The 14914-nt window shown below is 67.9% G+C and carries 13 protein-coding genes and 1 tRNA gene; 4 read left to right on the top strand and 10 right to left on the bottom strand.

The window, feature by feature from the left end; genetic code table 11:
* Positions 1–478: 478 nt before the first annotated feature.
* The 8 genes from ychF to AC5P9I_RS07045 all read right to left on the bottom strand — a co-directional run bounded on the left by ychF (position 479) and on the right by AC5P9I_RS07045 (position 7666).
* Positions 479–1570 (bottom strand): redox-regulated ATPase YchF, encoded by a 1092-nt coding sequence (gene ychF, locus AC5P9I_RS07080; RefSeq protein WP_049464661.1) that lies wholly within the window; start codon positions 1568–1570, stop codon positions 479–481.
* Between the two features lie 346 nt (positions 1571–1916).
* The gene (pth, locus tag AC5P9I_RS07075; RefSeq protein WP_049468722.1) at positions 1917–2495 is read right to left on the bottom strand and encodes an aminoacyl-tRNA hydrolase; all 579 of its coding nucleotides are present in this window, start codon (positions 2493–2495) and stop codon (positions 1917–1919) included.
* A gap of 48 nt (positions 2496–2543) precedes the next feature.
* The gene (locus AC5P9I_RS07070; RefSeq protein WP_005408191.1) at positions 2544–3161 is read right to left on the bottom strand and encodes a 50S ribosomal protein L25/general stress protein Ctc; all 618 of its coding nucleotides are present in this window, start codon (positions 3159–3161) and stop codon (positions 2544–2546) included.
* A gap of 109 nt (positions 3162–3270) precedes the next feature.
* Complete coding sequence (locus AC5P9I_RS07065) at positions 3271–4230, bottom strand: ribose-phosphate diphosphokinase (protein ID WP_005415400.1); 960 nt, start codon at positions 4228–4230, stop codon at positions 3271–3273.
* A 140-nt stretch (positions 4231–4370) separates the two neighbouring features.
* A tRNA-Gln gene (locus AC5P9I_RS07060) sits at positions 4371–4447 on the bottom strand.
* 11 nt (positions 4448–4458) lie between these two features.
* Positions 4459–5328 carry a 4-(cytidine 5'-diphospho)-2-C-methyl-D-erythritol kinase gene (ispE, locus tag AC5P9I_RS07055; protein ID WP_049468720.1) on the bottom strand — a complete coding sequence of 290 codons (870 nt, stop codon included), beginning with the start codon at positions 5326–5328 and terminating at the stop codon, positions 4459–4461.
* The gene (gene lolB / locus AC5P9I_RS07050) at positions 5325–5984 is read right to left on the bottom strand and encodes a lipoprotein insertase outer membrane protein LolB (RefSeq protein ID WP_049468717.1); all 660 of its coding nucleotides are present in this window, start codon (positions 5982–5984) and stop codon (positions 5325–5327) included. The genes ispE and lolB overlap by 4 nt, the downstream gene beginning before the upstream one ends.
* Positions 5981–7666, bottom strand: a complete 1686-nt coding sequence (locus AC5P9I_RS07045) for a tetratricopeptide repeat protein (protein WP_180995919.1) — start codon at positions 7664–7666, stop codon at positions 5981–5983. The genes lolB and AC5P9I_RS07045 overlap by 4 nt, the downstream gene beginning before the upstream one ends.
* Positions 7667–7729: 63 nt before the next feature.
* On the opposite strand from AC5P9I_RS07045, the gene hemA reads away from it, so the two are divergent.
* The 4 genes from hemA to ppk2 are packed head-to-tail and all read left to right on the top strand — an operon-like array spanning position 7730 to position 12614.
* On the top strand, positions 7730–9013 hold the full coding sequence (gene hemA / locus AC5P9I_RS07040) for a glutamyl-tRNA reductase (RefSeq protein ID WP_049468712.1): 1284 nt from the start codon (positions 7730–7732) through the stop codon (positions 9011–9013).
* Positions 8991–10073 (top strand): peptide chain release factor 1, encoded by a 1083-nt coding sequence (gene prfA / locus AC5P9I_RS07035; RefSeq protein ID WP_049468710.1) that lies wholly within the window; start codon positions 8991–8993, stop codon positions 10071–10073. Before hemA ends, prfA begins: the two co-directional genes overlap by 23 nt.
* Positions 10074–10078: 5 nt before the next feature.
* The gene (locus AC5P9I_RS07030; protein WP_187756743.1) at positions 10079–11785 is read left to right on the top strand and encodes an O-linked N-acetylglucosamine transferase, SPINDLY family protein; all 1707 of its coding nucleotides are present in this window, start codon (positions 10079–10081) and stop codon (positions 11783–11785) included.
* Positions 11786–11831: 46 nt separating this feature from the next.
* Positions 11832–12614 carry a polyphosphate kinase 2 gene (ppk2, locus tag AC5P9I_RS07025; RefSeq protein WP_005408184.1) on the top strand — a complete coding sequence of 261 codons (783 nt, stop codon included), beginning with the start codon at positions 11832–11834 and terminating at the stop codon, positions 12612–12614.
* Positions 12615–13041: 427 nt separating this feature from the next.
* Here the strand turns inward: ppk2 and AC5P9I_RS07020 are convergent, their stop codons facing one another.
* Positions 13042–13617, bottom strand: coding sequence for a TlpA family protein disulfide reductase (locus tag AC5P9I_RS07020; RefSeq protein WP_049465779.1), 576 nt, complete (start codon positions 13615–13617; stop codon positions 13042–13044).
* Positions 13614–14888 (bottom strand): YihY family inner membrane protein, encoded by a 1275-nt coding sequence (locus tag AC5P9I_RS07015; RefSeq protein WP_049465777.1) that lies wholly within the window; start codon positions 14886–14888, stop codon positions 13614–13616. Before AC5P9I_RS07015 ends, AC5P9I_RS07020 begins: the two co-directional genes overlap by 4 nt.
* Positions 14889–14914: the final 26 nt, after the last annotated feature.

Genomic DNA, 14914 nt, shown 5'->3' with positions numbered 1-14914 from the left:
GCCGGGCGCTTTTCCACACGCCGCGTGGAAAGCCATGCGGACTTGATGTGGACAAGTGACCGCGAACGTTGCGGCGCAAGCGTTTCAAAGGCTGGTGAATTTTTATCCATGCCCATCCGCGGTTTTCCACATGCGCCGTGGAGAGCGGTTGGGATTTGATGTGGACAAGTGGGTGGGAATGTTGCCACGCAAGCGTTTCGATGCGTGGCGAAATTTTGTCCACGCGGAACGATTGAGGCGTGTAGCGCCGGGCCCACGCTCGGCTCACGTCCATCGCAGCCGAGCATGGGCTCGGCGCTACATCGGCTTCGCCGATTTTCCACACCCGGCGTGGAAAGCGATGGGAGTTTGCTGTGGACAAGTGCCGGCGAACATCACGCCGCAAGCGTTTCGCAGCGTGGTGATTTTTTGTCCATCGCCAGAAACGCAGACGCCCCGCACAAGGCGGGGCGTCCGGGGCCGATCCGATGCCGCTGGATCAGACGTTGAAGCGGAAGTGCAGGATGTCGCCTTCCTGCACGCGGTATTCCTTGCCTTCCAGGCGCAGGCGACCGGCTTCCTTGGCGCCGGCTTCGCCCTTGTACTTGATGAAGTCGTCATACGCGATGGTTTCGGCGCGGATGAAGCCCTTCTCGAAGTCGGTGTGGATGACGGCGGCGGCCTGCGGAGCGGTAGCGCCCTTGCGCACGGTCCACGCGCGGACTTCCTTCACGCCGGCAGTGAAATAGGTCTGCAGGCCGAGCAGGCTGTAGGCCGCGTTGATCACGCGGTTCAGGCCCGGCTCGCTCAGGCCCAGGTCGGCCAGGAAAGTATCGCGGTCTTCGTCGTCGAGCTGGGACAGCTCTTCTTCGATCGCGGCCGACACCGGCACCACCTGCGCGCCCTCGGCGGCGGCGTGCGCGCGCACGGCGTCCAGGTGCGGGTTGTTCTCGAAGCCGTCTTCCAGCACGTTGGCGATGTACATCACCGGCTTCAGGGTGAGCAGGAACAGGTCGCGCACCAGCGCCTTTTCCTCGTCGTCCAGGCCGGCCGAGCGACCGGCCTTGCCGTCGGACAGTGCCGCCTGCAGCTTGGCCAGCACCGGCTTGCGCGCCGCCGCATCCTTGTCGCCGCCCTTGGCTGCGCGCTCGGCACGGTTCAGCGCCTTCTCGACGCTGTCCAGGTCGGCCAGCGCCAGCTCGGTGTCGATGGTTTCGATGTCCGAGATCGGATCGACCTTGCCGGCCACGTGCACGATGTCACCGTGCTCGAAGCAGCGCACCACGTGGGTGATGGCATCGACTTCGCGGATGTGCGCCAGGAACTTGTTGCCCAGGCCTTCACCGCTGGCGGCACCGGCGACCAGGCCGGCGATGTCGACGAACTCGACCGCGGTCGGGATGACCTTCTGCGGGTTGATGATGCCCGCCAGCTCGTTCAGGCGCGGATCCGGCACCGGCACGATGCCGACGTTCGGCTCGATGGTGCAGAACGGGAAGTTCGCCGCGGCGATGCCCGCCTTGGTCAGCGCATTGAACAGGGTCGACTTGCCGACGTTGGGCAGGCCGACGATGCCGCATTTGATACCCATGGGTGACAGCTCTCTGGGGTGAAAGTGATTGGGGAAACAGCGACGTGGGCGCTGCTTTTCCAATCATTCTCCGTACCGACCAGCGGTCGGTACCTACCGGTCGGGTTGACTCCATACCGACCAGCGGTCGGTACCTACCGGTCTGGTTGACTCCGTACCGACCAGCGGTCGGTACCTACCGGTCTGGTTGACTCCATACCGACCAGCGGTCGGTACCTACCGGTCTGGTTGACTCCGTACCGACCAGCGGTCGGTACCTACCGGTCTGGTTGAATCCGTACCGACCAGCGGTCGGTACCTACCGGTCTGGTTGGCTCCGTACCGACCAGCGGTCGGTACCTACCGGTTATTTCGGGGTATGCAGCCGCTTCATCGCTTCGTTGAAATCGCCCTGCACCGCCAGCGGCAGCACGTCGATCGCGTCGTCGATGGCGCGTGCGATCAGCACGTCATCCTCCTTGGACGGGCGACCCAGCACCCAACCCACTACGCGGTCCTTGTGGCCGGGATGGCCGATGCCCACGCGCAGGCGATGGAACCTGCCGTGGCCCAGCAGGCGCATGGTGTCGCGCAGGCCGTTCTGGCCGCCGTGGCCACCGTCGAACTTCAGCCGCGCCGCACCGGGCGGCAGGTCCAGCTCGTCGTGGGCCAGCAGGGTTTCCTCCGGCTCGATCTTCCAGAACCGCTGCGCGGCGGTGACCGACTTGCCGCTGAGGTTCATGAAGGTGGCGGGCTTGAGCAGCCACACCGTCTGCCCGGCGATCTCGACCTTGGCGGTCTCACCGAACAGCTTGCTGTCCACATTCCATCGCGCACCGGCTTTTTCCGCCAGGGCCTCAACGAAATGAAACCCGGCATTGTGCCGGGTCCGGGCGTGTTCCGATCCGGGGTTGCCCAGACCGACGATCAGTCTCAGTCCTGCCATGGTTCCTTCCAGTACGGTGCCTGCCCGGAGGCAGGCACCGTAACGGTATTACTCGGCGGCAGCCGCTTCTTCGTCAGCCTCGTCGGCCTTGCCGGCCTTGGCGGTGACGATGGCGTCGTCGTGGTCCTTGCCCAGCGCCAGGGCCGGGATTTCCACGCCCTTCGGCAGCTTGATGTCGGACAGGTACACCACGTCACCGGCCTTCAGCTCGCCCAGGTCGACTTCGATCGACTCCGGCAGGTCCTTCGGCAGGCAGGTGATGGTCACTTCCTTCAGTTCGTGGGTGACCACGACGTCGGCAGCCTTGCCGGCCGGCGAGGTGTCTTCGTTGACGAAGTGCAGCGGGACCGAAGCGGTCAGGGCTTCGTTCTCGTTCACGCGCTGGAAGTCCAGGTGCATGATCAGCTGCTTGTACGGGTGGCGCTGCATGTCACGCAGCAGGACCTTCTGCACCTGGCCATCCAGGTTCAGGTCCAGGATCGAGGCATAGAACCACTCGTTCTGCTGGGCCAGCCAGATTTCGTTGTGATCCAGGCTGATGGCGACCGGCTCGGCGTTGCCGCCGTACACGATGGCCGGGATCACACCGGCGTGACGCAGGCGGCGGCTCGCACCCTTACGCTGCAGTTCACGCTTGGTGACCTTGATTTCATGGGTCTTCGACATTTTCGACTACTCAGGTTGTTGCCGCGCCCTGCGGCGTGGCGGTTGAAGATGCTTCCGCGACCAGAAGCATCCGGGTATGCCCCCGCCGTTGCCGGCAGGGGCGAAAAACTCAGTCGACGTACAGCGAGCTGACCGACTCGCCGAAGGCGATGCGGCGCATCGTTTCGGCCAGCATTTCCGCCACGCTCAGCTGGCGGATCTTGCTGCATACCCGCGCCGCGTCCTTCAGCGGGATGGTGTCGGTCACCACCAGCTCGTCGAGCTGGGAATTGGTGATGTTGTCCACCGCCGGGCCCGACAGCACCGCGTGGGTGCAGTAGGCGGCGACCTTGAGCGCACCGCGCGCCTTCAGGGCAGCGGCAGCGGCGCACAGGGTGCCGGCGGTATCGACGATGTCATCGACCATCACGCAGGTCTTGCCTTCGACGTCACCGATGATGTTCATCACGGTGGAGACGTTGGCACGCGGGCGGCGCTTGTCGATGATCGCCAGGTCGGCGTCATCCAGGCGCTTGGCCACCGCACGGGCGCGGACCACGCCGCCCACGTCCGGCGACACAACGATCAGGTTCTCGGTGCCGTAGGCGCGCCAGATGTCGGCCAGCAGCAGCGGGGACGCATACACGTTGTCCACCGGAATATCGAAGAAACCCTGGATCTGGTCGGCGTGCAGGTCGACGGTCAGCACGCGATCAGCGCCAGCGGTGCTGAACATCTTCGCCGCCAGCTTGGCGGTGATCGGCACGCGCGAGGAACGCATGCGGCGATCCTGCCGCGAGTAGCCGAAGTACGGCACCACGGCGGTCACGCTGGCCACCGACGCGCGCTTGAGCGCGTCGATCAGCACCAGCAGTTCCATCAGGTTTTCCGCGCTCGGCGCACAGGTCGGCTGGATCACGAACACGTCCTGCTTGCGGACGTTCTCCTCGATCTCCACCTGCACTTCACCATCGGAGAAGTGCGAGACCAGCGCCTTGCCCGGGCGAACCCCCAGTTCCTTGCAGATGTTCTGCGCCAGACGTTTGTTGGCGTTGCCGGAAAAGACCAGCAGGTTCGGGGACTCTTGCATCATGATTGTCTCGGGCGGGGACGAGTGGCGGGGATCCGGAGTCGGCAAGGACCCCGATGGACCCTTGCTGCTGACAACACCGCGGTTGTATCCACGTCCCGCGCGGGCGATGCGCTGGAAGGCGCGGACACAGCCGCTATTGGCAGGGGCGGTAGGATTCGAACCTACGAATGCCAGGATCAAAACCTGGTGCCTTGGGCCTCTTGGCGACGCCCCTGCATTGATAAATCAGTGTTGCTCGAGTGCATCCAGCAGTGGCGAACGCGCAACGCCCGCTGCCACCCTTGCCCGCAACTCCTTCGGCAACTTCGACCGTCCCTGCTCTGCGGCAGACTGCGATGCGAACTCGACGAAACAACCACTTCCCGAACCGGTCAGCCGCGCCGTGCCGATGCCGCTCAACGCAGCGAGCGCGGCCTCGACGGCAGGCTCACGGCGGCGCAGCACCGGTTCGAACGCGTTCCCGACCAGGGTCCCGGAAGCGAAGTCCTCTATTTTCGCCACTGGGCTGTCGCGCGTCAAATCCGGGTCTGCAAAGAGGACCGGCGTGGGAACATGAACGCCCGGTTCAACCACCACATACCAGGCCGGGGCCAGCGTGATCGGCTGCAGGCGCTCGCCCACCCCTTCGGCCCAGGCGTTGCGCCCGCGCACGAACACCGGCACGTCGGCGCCCAGGCGCAGGCCCAGCGCGGCCAGGGCATCTTCATCCAGGCCGGCACGCCAGAGCCGGTTCAGTACCACCAGCACGGTGGCCGCGTCGGACGAACCGCCGCCAAACCCACCACCGGCAGGAACGTGCTTTTCGACGATGATGTCAGCACCTTGCGCGACCTTCGTCGCTTCCTGGAGCAGGCGCGCGGCCCGCACCGCTAGGTCATCGGCTTCGGCCACGCCGGCCAGGCCCTCGCCCTGCCGATGCACCTGGCCGTCTTCACGCAGGCGCAGGCCGATGCGGTCCCCCCAGTCCAGCAGGCGGAACACGGTCTGCAGCTCGTGGTAGCCGTCGGCCCGGCGGCCGGTGATGTGCAGGAACAGGTTCAGCTTGGCCGGGGCCGGCCACCAGGACCAGCCCGCGTCGTCGGCAGCCCCGCTCATGGCGTGCCCTGCCCCCACTGGTCCACCAGCAGGCGCACCTTGGCGTCGCCATTGCTGGCCTCGATCCGGCGTGGCAGCGCCGGGCGTCCGCCCTCAGCCGGGTACCAGTCCAGGTACTGCACCTGCCAACCCATCTGCTGCATGCGGCGCGGCCGGCCGTCAGCGTCGCGCTCGACCGCCTCCGGACCGGCGGCGTCGCCGGCCACCAGGCCACGGATCCACTCCGGCAGCTGGTTGACCGGGATGTCCCAGCCGGTCGCCTCCAGCAGCAGCTGCTGGGCGTCCTCGCCATCACGCGGACCGCCGGACAGCCCGTCCAGGCGGCCGGCTTCGGAATGGGTGTCGCCGGTCAGCTTCCAGCTCTGCCGGGTCACCGGCGCGCTCAGTTCGACCACGTAGCGGCGGCCGTCCTGTTTCCAGTCAATGCGACCGCTGCCGCCGTCCTTGCCCTTGCTGACCGCGACCCGGCCCTGGAAGGCCCACTCCGGCTGCGCGTGCAGGGCCGCCACGCGGGCCGCTTCGGCCTGTGCCGCTTCGGCCGAAACCGTCTGGACCACCGCCGGTGGCGCGGTCTTCTGCGTACCCACGCTGGTACAGGCGGTCACCGCCAAGGTCGCAGCCGCCAGCAGCAGCGGCCGGATCAGGGAAACACTCATGGATTGAATTTCTCGCGGGCGCGCAGCAGCGCGCGGTTTTCAGGATCGAGCCTGGCCGCTTCCTCGAAGAAGTGACGGGCCTCGTCATGCTTGCCCAGCACCCACAGCACTTCACCGACATGGGCGGCGATCTCCGGGTCCTTGGCCAGGGTCCAGGCCCGGCGCAGCTGCACCAATGCCTCTTCCTTGCGACCCAGGCGATATAGCACCCAGCCATAGCTGTCGACGATGGCGGCGTTGTCCGGCTCGGCCACGCGGGCGCGGTCGATCAGCTCCAGCGCCTCCTGCAGGCGGCCGGTACGGTCGGCCAGGGTGTAGCCCAGCGCGTTCAGCGCCGGCACGTTTTCCGGGTCGGTCACCAGGATCTTGCGCAGGTCGGCCTCGGCGCGCGGGATGTCGTCGCGGCGCTCCCAGGTGAGCGCACGTGCGTACAGCAGGCCGTTGTCATCCGGGTAGGCGGCCAGGCCGCGGGCCAGCGCATCCAGTTCACCGGCGCTGTCGTCGCCACGCTGGCGCAGTTCGGCTTCCAGCAGATAGGCGTCACGGCGCACATCGTCGTCGACCACTGCGTCGGACTGGATCGCGTGCACTTCATCCAGGGCCTGCGGCAGGCGCCCGGCCAGGGCCTGGGCGTTGGCCGCACGCAGGCGCGCCTCGCTCAGTTCATCACCGCCGGGCACGCTGTGGTACCACTGCACCGCTTCGGGGTAGCGCTTCAGGTACTCGGCGATCTTGCCCAGCAGCAGTCGCTGCGCCGGGTCCGGCTTGGCCGCCTGCCGTGACAGTTCGTTGTACAGGTTGGACAGCGCCGCCTTGTCGCCCTGCTTGGCCAGCAGCGAGGCGCGCATGCCCCAGGTCTGCACGTCCTGCGGGCCGAACGCCAGCACACGCTCGGCCGCAGCCGGCTGGCCGAGGCTGTCATAGGCGATGGCCACCGCGTTGCGCAGCTCGGGGTCCTGGCGGGTCTTCGGTTCGACGTCGTGCAGCAGCGACAGGGCCTTGTCGGTCTCGCCGGCCTGCTGCAGCTGGCTGGCACGCAGCAGCGCCACACGCGGTTCTTCGGGGAAGCGCTTGACCACTTCATCGATCATGCGCCGCGCCAGTTCGGGCTTGTCCATGCGCAGGGCGAGACGGCCGAACTCCTGCCAGGCCTCGATCTTCGCTGGAATCGCATTGGCATCGACCAGCTCGCCCAGCACCTGCGCCGGCACCGCCGGGTCGCGGCCACCGCCGATGAGTGCGGCCAGGGCGAACTTCCAGCCGCGCTCGTCGGGGTCGGCCAGCAGGGCCTGCAACGCGCTGCGGGCCGCCTTCACATCGCCCTGGCGCATGGCCAGCGCACCGGCGGCGCTGCGCAGGGTCAACGAATCCGGCGCACGCTGCTGCCACAGGGCCAGGCCCTTGGCGGCACTGGCGTCATCGTTGGCCAGCATCGAAATACGGGTGGCGCGCTCGGCCAGCCCTGCATCGCCGTCGGTCTGCTGGGCCGCCTGCAGGTACCAGCGCGCGGCCTCGGCCAGCTTGCCGGCCTGCAGCGCGAACTCGCCGGCCATCACCGGTTCCAGCGCCAGTTCCTCAGTGGCCGGGCCGCGTACAGGCGCCTTGGCCGGCGCCGCCGCCATGGCCTGGGCGCAGGCCAGGGACAGCAGCAGAACACTGGGGATGCGAATCAATGCGGGCATCGTCGGCATCGGGGCCTTAAAATGTCGTCCAATGGCCAGCAGCTTATCGCAAGCAACTGAACAATGACCCTGTGGGTGCTCGGACTGAATCACCAGACCGCACCGGTGGAGCTGCGCGAGCGCGCGGCCTTCGCCGGTGAGGCGTTGCCGCGTGCGCTGGGTTCGCTGCGCGACACCCCGCAGATTGCCGAGGCGGTCCTGCTGTCCACCTGCAACCGCACCGAGCTGTACGCCGTGGCCGAGTCGGCACAGGCGCTGGACCAGTGGCTGCACAGCCAGGCCGGTGACCTGCAGGGCTATCTGTACCAGCACGCCGATGCCGAAGCCGTGCGCCACCTGTTCCGGGTCGCCACCGGCCTGGACTCGATGGTGCTGGGCGAGCCGCAGATCCTCGGCCAGGTGAAGGAAGCCTGGTCGACGGCGCGCGACCACGGACTGCTCGGCCAACGCCTGGACCGCCTGTTCCAGCAGACCTTCTCGGTGGCCAAGCGTGCGCGCACCGATACCCAGATTGGCACCAACCCGGTGTCGGTGGCCTCGGCGGCCGTGCGCCTGGCACAGAACGCGTTCGCCCGGCTGGACGACTCCACCGTCCTGCTGGTCGGTGCCGGCGAGACCATCGAACTGGCTGCACGGCACCTGAGTGAAGGCAAGGTACGGCGGCTGCTGATCGCCAACCGCACCCTGGCCCACGCGCAGGAACTGGCCAGCCGCCATGGCGGCGTGGCGTTGCCGCTGACCGAACTGGATCGCCACCTCGGCGAGGCCGACATCGTGTTCTCGGCCACCGCCGCGCGCGAACCGGTGATCCATCGCGAGATGGTGGCCAAGGCCCTGCGCGCGCGCCGGCACAAGCCGATGCTGCTGTTCGACCTGGCCGTGCCGCGCGACATCGAAGCCGAGGTCGGCACGCTCAACGACGCCTTCCTCTACACCGTCGATGACCTGGAACGCGCGGTGGAAGACAACCGTCGTGGCCGCCGCGAGGCCGCCGCCGAGGCCGAGGCGATCATCGACCTGCAGGTGTCGCGTTTCATCGAGACCCAGCAGGCCAGCGCCCACCAGGCACCGCTGCGGCAGCTGCGCGCGTTTGGCGAAGCCACCCGCGCCGAGCTGCTGGAGCGTGCGCGCCAGCAGCTGGCCAACGGCAAGCCCGCCGACGAAGTGCTGGAACTGCTGGCCCATGGCCTGACCAACCGCCTGCTGCATCCGCCGACCGCCGCCCTGCGCGCGGCCGCGCTGAGCGGCGATGCCGACCTGACCCGCGCCGCCGAGCGCCTGTTCCCGGCGACGCCGGGTTACCGCCACCCACCCGTGAGACCCGATGACGCCGACCCTGCGCCGTAAGCTGGAAGCGCTGGCCGAGCGCCGCGAAGAACTGGAACGCCTGCTCGCCGAACCCGACGTGGTCGCCGACAACACCCGTTTCCGCGACCTTTCGCGCGAATTCGCCCAACTTGAACCGGTCGCCACTGCACTGGCCGATGAAGCCCGTGCCAAGGCCGACCTGGCCGCCGCCGAAGGCATGCGCGCCGACCCCGACCTGCGCGAGCTGGCCGAGGAGGAAATCGCCGCCGCGCAGGCGCGCCTGCAGGCACTGGAGCAGGAGCTTGCGCTGCTGCTGGTGCCGCGTGACCCGCGCGACGACGGCAACCTGTTCCTGGAAGTGCGCGCCGGCACCGGCGGCGATGAGGCGGCGATCTTCGCCGGCGACCTGTTCCGCATGTACGCCCGCTATGCCGAACGCCAGGGCTGGAAGGTCGAGATCGAATCGGACAGCCCGGGTGAGCATGGGGGCTACAAGGAAGTGGTGGCGCGCGTGGTCGGCCGCGGTGCGTTCTCGCGCCTGAAGTTCGAATCGGGCACGCATCGCGTGCAGCGCGTGCCGGCCACCGAATCACAGGGCCGCATCCACACCTCGGCGGCGACTGTGGCGATCATTCCCGAGGCCGACGAGGTCGATGACATCGTCATCAACCCGGCCGACCTGAAGGTGGATACGTTCCGCTCGTCCGGCGCCGGTGGCCAGCACGTCAACAAGACCGAATCGGCGATCCGCATCACCCACGTGCCGACCGGCGTGGTGGTGGAGTGCCAGACCGAGCGCAGCCAGCACGCCAACCGCGACAAGGCGATGAAGCGCCTGAAGGCGCAGCTGCTCGATGCCGAGCGCCAGCGCCAGGACGCCGCGCAGGCCGAATCGCGGCGCCTGCAGGTCGGCAGCGGCGACCGCAGCCAGCGCATCCGCACTTACAACTTCCCGCAGGGCCGGATCACCGACCATCGCGTGGAAGGCCTGACCCTGTACGACCTGCCCAACATCCTCGCCGGCGACCTCGACCCGCTGCTGCAGCGGCTCAGCCACGAACACCAGGTCGATGCCCTGGCCCAGCTGTCGGCGGGCTGAGCACGATGTCGGCCTGGCAGCAGCGGCAGCACCTGCAGCAGGCGATCGCACGCCAGCCCGGTGACTTCGTCGCCTGGGTGATGCTGGCCGACCTGGAGCTGGAAGCCGGCGACATCGCCGCCGGCGAGCAGGCCGCACGACGTGCATTGCAGCTGCGCCCGAACCACCCCGAGGCACTGGCGCGCCTGGGCCGCGTGGCCTGGATGGCCGGCGCGCATGCCGACGCGGCGGCGCTGCTCGGCCAGGCCTCGGCATTGGCGCCGCAGCACCCGGGCATCGCGCTGTGGCTGGGCCATGCACTGGAAGATGCCGATGATGCCGAGGGCGCGGCAGCGGCCTATCGCCGCGCGCATGCGCTGATGCCCGACGAGCCCTACATCGCGGCCCAGCGCCTGGCCTGGCAGCGCCGCCTGTGTCACTGGCAGGACGTGGACGCGCTGTCCACGCAGGTACGCGCCGCGCTCGCTTCCGGGCAGGGTGCGGTGGAACCCTTCGCCTTTCTCAGTGAAGACGCCAGCGCGGCCGAGCAGCTGGCCTGTGCACGGGCGCGCGCCGCTGTCATCGCCGGCTCGGTGCGGCCCTTGCCAGCGGTGAAGATGCGCACGCGCGGCCCGTTGCGCGTCGGCTTCCTTTCCAATGGCTTCGGTGCCCATCCCACCGGGCTGCTGACCGTGGCCCTGCTCGAACACCTGCGTCATGACCCGGCACTGCAACTGCACCTGTTCGCGCTGAACCGCGCCGATGGCAGCCGCATCCGCGACCGCCTGCAGGCCGCGACCCGCCTGCATGACGTGGCCGCGCTGCGGCATGCCGACATCGCGGCCCGCATCCGTGCGCAGGGCATCGACCTGCTGTTCGATCTGCGCGGCTGGGGCGGCGGTGGCACGCCCGAAGTGCTGGCCATGCGCCCGGCCCCGTTGCAGCTGAACTGGCTGGCCTACCCCGGCACCTCGGGCGCGCGCTGGCTGGACGCCGTGGTCGCCGATGAATTCGTGCTGCCGGCATCGCTGGAACCGCACTTCAGCGAACGCGTCCTGCGCCTGCCACGGGCCTTCCAGCCCTCGGACAACACCCGCACGCTGGAGCCGTCCCCGTCCCGCGCCGAGTGCGGCCTGCCCGAACAGGGCGTGGTGTTCTGCTGCTTCAACAACAGCTACAAGCTCAACCCGCGCAGCATGGGCCGCGCGTTCGCCGTGCTGCAGGCGGTGCCTGGCAGCGTGCTGTGGCTGCTGTCCGGCCCGGGCCAGGCCGACGCCCGCCTGCGCGCTGCCGCGCAGGCGGCGGGCGTGGATCCGGCGCGCCTGGTGTTCATGGCCAAGCTGCCACACCCGCAGTACCTGGCCCGGTATCAACTGGCCGACCTGTTCCTCGACACGCATCCGTACAACGCGCACACCACCGCTTCCGATGCGCTGTGGGCCGGCTGCCCGGTGCTGACCTGCCCGGGCGATACCTTCGCCGCGCGCGTGGCCGGCAGCCTCAACCATCATCTGGGTCTTTCGCGGATGAATGTTGTCGACGATGCGGCGTTCATCGCCGCCGCCAGCGCATTGGGCAACGACCCATCGGCCCTGGCCGCGCTGCGCGCCGAGCTGGCGCAGGCGCGCGACCGCAGTGGCCTGTTCGACATGGCCGGGTTCGCCCGCGACCTGTCGGCGCTGCTGCAGCGACTGGCCGGCGAGCAGGGCTGGCAGGGCGTCGACATCGCCTGAGCCACCGCTGCGCTACGCTCGGGCTTCCTCCCCGCGTGGTGTGACGATGGCCAAGCTCAAGCGCAAGGACTACGACGAACTGCTGCTGCCGCTGCAGCTGGAACTGACCGCGATGGCGCGCTGGGTGCAGCACAGCGGGCAACGCCTGCTGGTGCTGTTCGAGGGACGGGACACGGCAGGCAAGGGCGGCGCGATCCAGGCCATCAGCCAGCATCTCAACCCGCGCCAATGCCGGGTGGTGGCGTTGCCCAAGCCTACCGACCGCGAAGCCACGCAGTGGTATTTCCAGCGCTATGCCTCGCATCTTCCCGCCGCCGGCGAGATCGTGCTGATGGACCGCAGCTGGTACAACCGCGCGGGCGTCGAGCGGGTGATGGGCTATTGCAGCGAAACCGAGTACCAGCAGTTCCTGCGCCAGGCACCGGTGTTCGAGCAGCTGCTGGTGGATGACGGCATCCTGCTGTTCAAGTACTGGCTGTGCGTGGACCAGGAGCAGCAGGAAAAGCGCTTCGCCGAGCGCCATCTCGATCCACTGAAGGGCTGGAAGCTGTCCCCGGTCGACCTGAAATCGCGCAGCAAGTACAGCGCCTATACCGAAGCCCGCGAGGCGATGCTGCGCGCGACGCATCGCGAGGCGGCGCCGTGGACGCTGGTGGATTTCAATGACCAGCGGCTGGGCCGGTTGACGCTGGTGCGCAACCTGCTGGACCGGTTGCCGGACACGCGGGTGGATGCGCCGTTGCCGGAGCTGCCGAAGCTGAAGGGCAAGCTGCATCGCGAGCACTACGATGTGCTGAAGCCGATCGAGGACTTCCCGGTCGAGGATTAGGGTGGGTCGGCAGGGCCTGCGGCCCTGCACCTGCTACGAACCGAGGCAACAACAACAGCCGAAGCAGAAGCGGATTACCTGTGGGTAGGCGGGGTGGGTCCGCCTTCGACAGATTTCCGCGATCTGTCGTTGATCCACACCATGCGTGGATGCTCTTCGAATTCAATTCGAAATATTCGATTTGTCTGGAGAATCATCCACGCATGGCGTGGATCTACCAGACATGAGGAATCTGTCAGAGGTGGGGCGGTGTCGGAGTGCGGGGTGTCAGCCGCATGGATGCGGCTGCCAAGCTTACAGGGACGTACTTGCAGCGTCCCCGCACTCCGACACCGCCCCGCCATCCCACGGATAGCCCGCTGTTGCTGCCGGCCAGCGGCCGGCACTACCGCGGGTGCAGGGCCGCAGGCCCTGCCGCCCAACCCCATTACTTGGCAGCAGCGATCTGCTTTTCGATGTCGGCGGCGGTCACCGGGCCAAGGAACGTATGCGCCAGCTTGCCCTGCGGGTCCAGCAGATGCGTCAGCGGCAGGCCGCGCGGTGTGGCGAAGTCCGCCGGCGGATCGAACGGATCCACGATGACGATCGGATAGGTCACCGGATGCTTGGCCAGGAACGACTGCATTTCCGGTGCCGCGATGTCCTCATAGGCCAGGCCGACCACTTCGATGTTGCTGCGCATCGCATGCAACGCCGACAGCTCGGGCATCTCCTTGCGGCACGGTGCGCACCAGGTGGCCCAGAAGTTCACCACCACCCACTTCCCGCGATGCGCGGCCAGGTCGTAGTCGCTGCCGTCCACCGCCTTCATCTTCAGCGTCGGGAACTCGGCCGTGGTGCGCTCGGCCGGCGTCTCCTCCGCAGGTGCCGGGGCACTCAGGGTGGGCGCCTGCGCCGGCGGCTGGCTGCTGGCCGGCGCCGGTTCCTGGGCCGGCTTGCAGGCCGCCAGGGCCAGCATCAGGGCCACTGGAAGCAGCTGCGGCAACGGGGTCTTGCGGGTCATGGCATGTCTCCAGAATCGGTATAGATATCGCTGACCCGTCGCTTCAGGCGTTCGCGCAGGGGCAGCCGCAGATCGTCCAGCGCCGCCAACGCGGCACGGCCCAGGCTGTCGTCACGGTACGGCAGGTGCTGCTCGGCCACCGGGATGCGCAGCTGGGTGCATTCGTACAGATCGGCCAGGCTGACCTGGTCCAGGTCGCGTGACAGCAGCCACTCGCCGCGCTCATCGCGGCGCAGCAGGTCGATCTCCTGCAGGTTGCAGATCAGGTCCTGCAGCAGCGAATCGGTCAGCATCGGCTCCAGCCGCAGGATCTCGTCATCGGCCAGGCCTTTGCCCTTGGCCCGTGCATGCTGGAAGCGGCCGAGCAGGCGCAGCAGTCCATAGAACTCATAGCCCTGCGGCAGGCGCAGTTCCACCGGCTGGTAGCGGAAGGCGGCCATCGACGAAGCCAGCGACGCCCCCAGCAGCACCGCCACCCAGCACAGGTAGATCCACAGCAGCAGGATCGGCACGAACGCCACCGTGCCATACAGCTTCTGGTAGGACTGGAAGCTGCCCAGATAGGCACCGATGCCCCACTTCACCAGTTCCAGGATGACCGCCGCCAGGATCGCGCCGGGCACGGCATGCCGCCATTTCACCGTGTGGTGCGGCACCACCCGGAACATCAGCGTGATGCAGACGAACTCGATCAGGATCGGCGCCAGCCGCAGCGCCAGTTCGGCCAGCCACCGGCCCTCCTGGGTACCGAACAACGGCATGGCGAACACCCGCGCCGATACGGCCAGAGACGCAGCGGCAAGCATCGCGCCCAGGGTCAGCACGGTCCAGTAGACCAGGAAGCGGGTCAGCTTGGGCCGGGTCGAGCCGACCCGCCAGATCTGGTTGAAGGTCTCTTCCACGCTGTTGAGCGTGATCAGCAGCGATACCACCAGCGCGATGAAGCCGGCCGCCGTCAGCTGCCCGGCACTGGCCGAGAACTGCCGCAGGTAGCCTTCGGCGGCACGTGCCGCGGAGGGCACGAAGTTGGAGAACACGTAGTCGCTGAGCTGGTCGCTCCAGCGGTCGAAGACGGGGAAGGCCGACAGCACACCGAACACCACGATTGCCAGCGGCACCAGCGCGAACACCGTGGTGTACGCCAGCGCCGCCGCTGCCTGGAACAGGCGGTCGTCGAGGAAGCGGTGCCACAGGAAGCGGCCGAAGCTGATGGCCCGTGCGCGATCCCGCGCGCGCTCCATCCACAGGTTGAGCGTATCCAAAGGTTCCATCGGCGAAAGGGTACCCGATGCGGAAT

It is taken from the genome of Stenotrophomonas sp. YJH_SMC_29 (genome assembly GCF_059371235.1).
This window is presented reverse-complemented; position numbering and strand designations above follow the sequence as displayed.

Bases quoted from the DNA above. Each gene is read 5' to 3' on its own strand.
- AC5P9I_RS07045 (WP_180995919.1), bottom strand. From the start codon at position 7,666: ATGCCCGCATTGATTCGCATCCCCAGTGTTCTGCTGCTGTCCCTGGCC.
- AC5P9I_RS07020 (WP_049465779.1), bottom strand. From the start codon at position 13,617: ATGACCCGCAAGACCCCGTTGCCGCAGCTGCTTCCAGTGGCCCTGATG.
- hemA (WP_049468712.1), top strand. From the start codon at position 7,730: ATGACCCTGTGGGTGCTCGGACTGAATCACCAGACCGCACCGGTGGAG.
- pth (WP_049468722.1), bottom strand. From the start codon at position 2,495: ATGGCAGGACTGAGACTGATCGTCGGTCTGGGCAACCCCGGATCGGAA.
- lolB (WP_049468717.1), bottom strand. From the start codon at position 5,984: ATGAGTGTTTCCCTGATCCGGCCGCTGCTGCTGGCGGCTGCGACCTTG.
- ispE (WP_049468720.1), bottom strand. From the start codon at position 5,328: ATGAGCGGGGCTGCCGACGACGCGGGCTGGTCCTGGTGGCCGGCCCCG.
- AC5P9I_RS07030 (WP_187756743.1), top strand. From the start codon at position 10,079: ATGTCGGCCTGGCAGCAGCGGCAGCACCTGCAGCAGGCGATCGCACGC.
- AC5P9I_RS07065 (WP_005415400.1), bottom strand. From the start codon at position 4,230: ATGCAAGAGTCCCCGAACCTGCTGGTCTTTTCCGGCAACGCCAACAAA.
- AC5P9I_RS07015 (WP_049465777.1), bottom strand. From the start codon at position 14,888: ATGGAACCTTTGGATACGCTCAACCTGTGGATGGAGCGCGCGCGGGAT.
- AC5P9I_RS07070 (WP_005408191.1), bottom strand. From the start codon at position 3,161: ATGTCGAAGACCCATGAAATCAAGGTCACCAAGCGTGAACTGCAGCGT.
- ychF (WP_049464661.1), bottom strand. From the start codon at position 1,570: ATGGGTATCAAATGCGGCATCGTCGGCCTGCCCAACGTCGGCAAGTCG.
- prfA (WP_049468710.1), top strand. From the start codon at position 8,991: ATGACGCCGACCCTGCGCCGTAAGCTGGAAGCGCTGGCCGAGCGCCGC.
- ppk2 (WP_005408184.1), top strand. From the start codon at position 11,832: ATGGCCAAGCTCAAGCGCAAGGACTACGACGAACTGCTGCTGCCGCTG.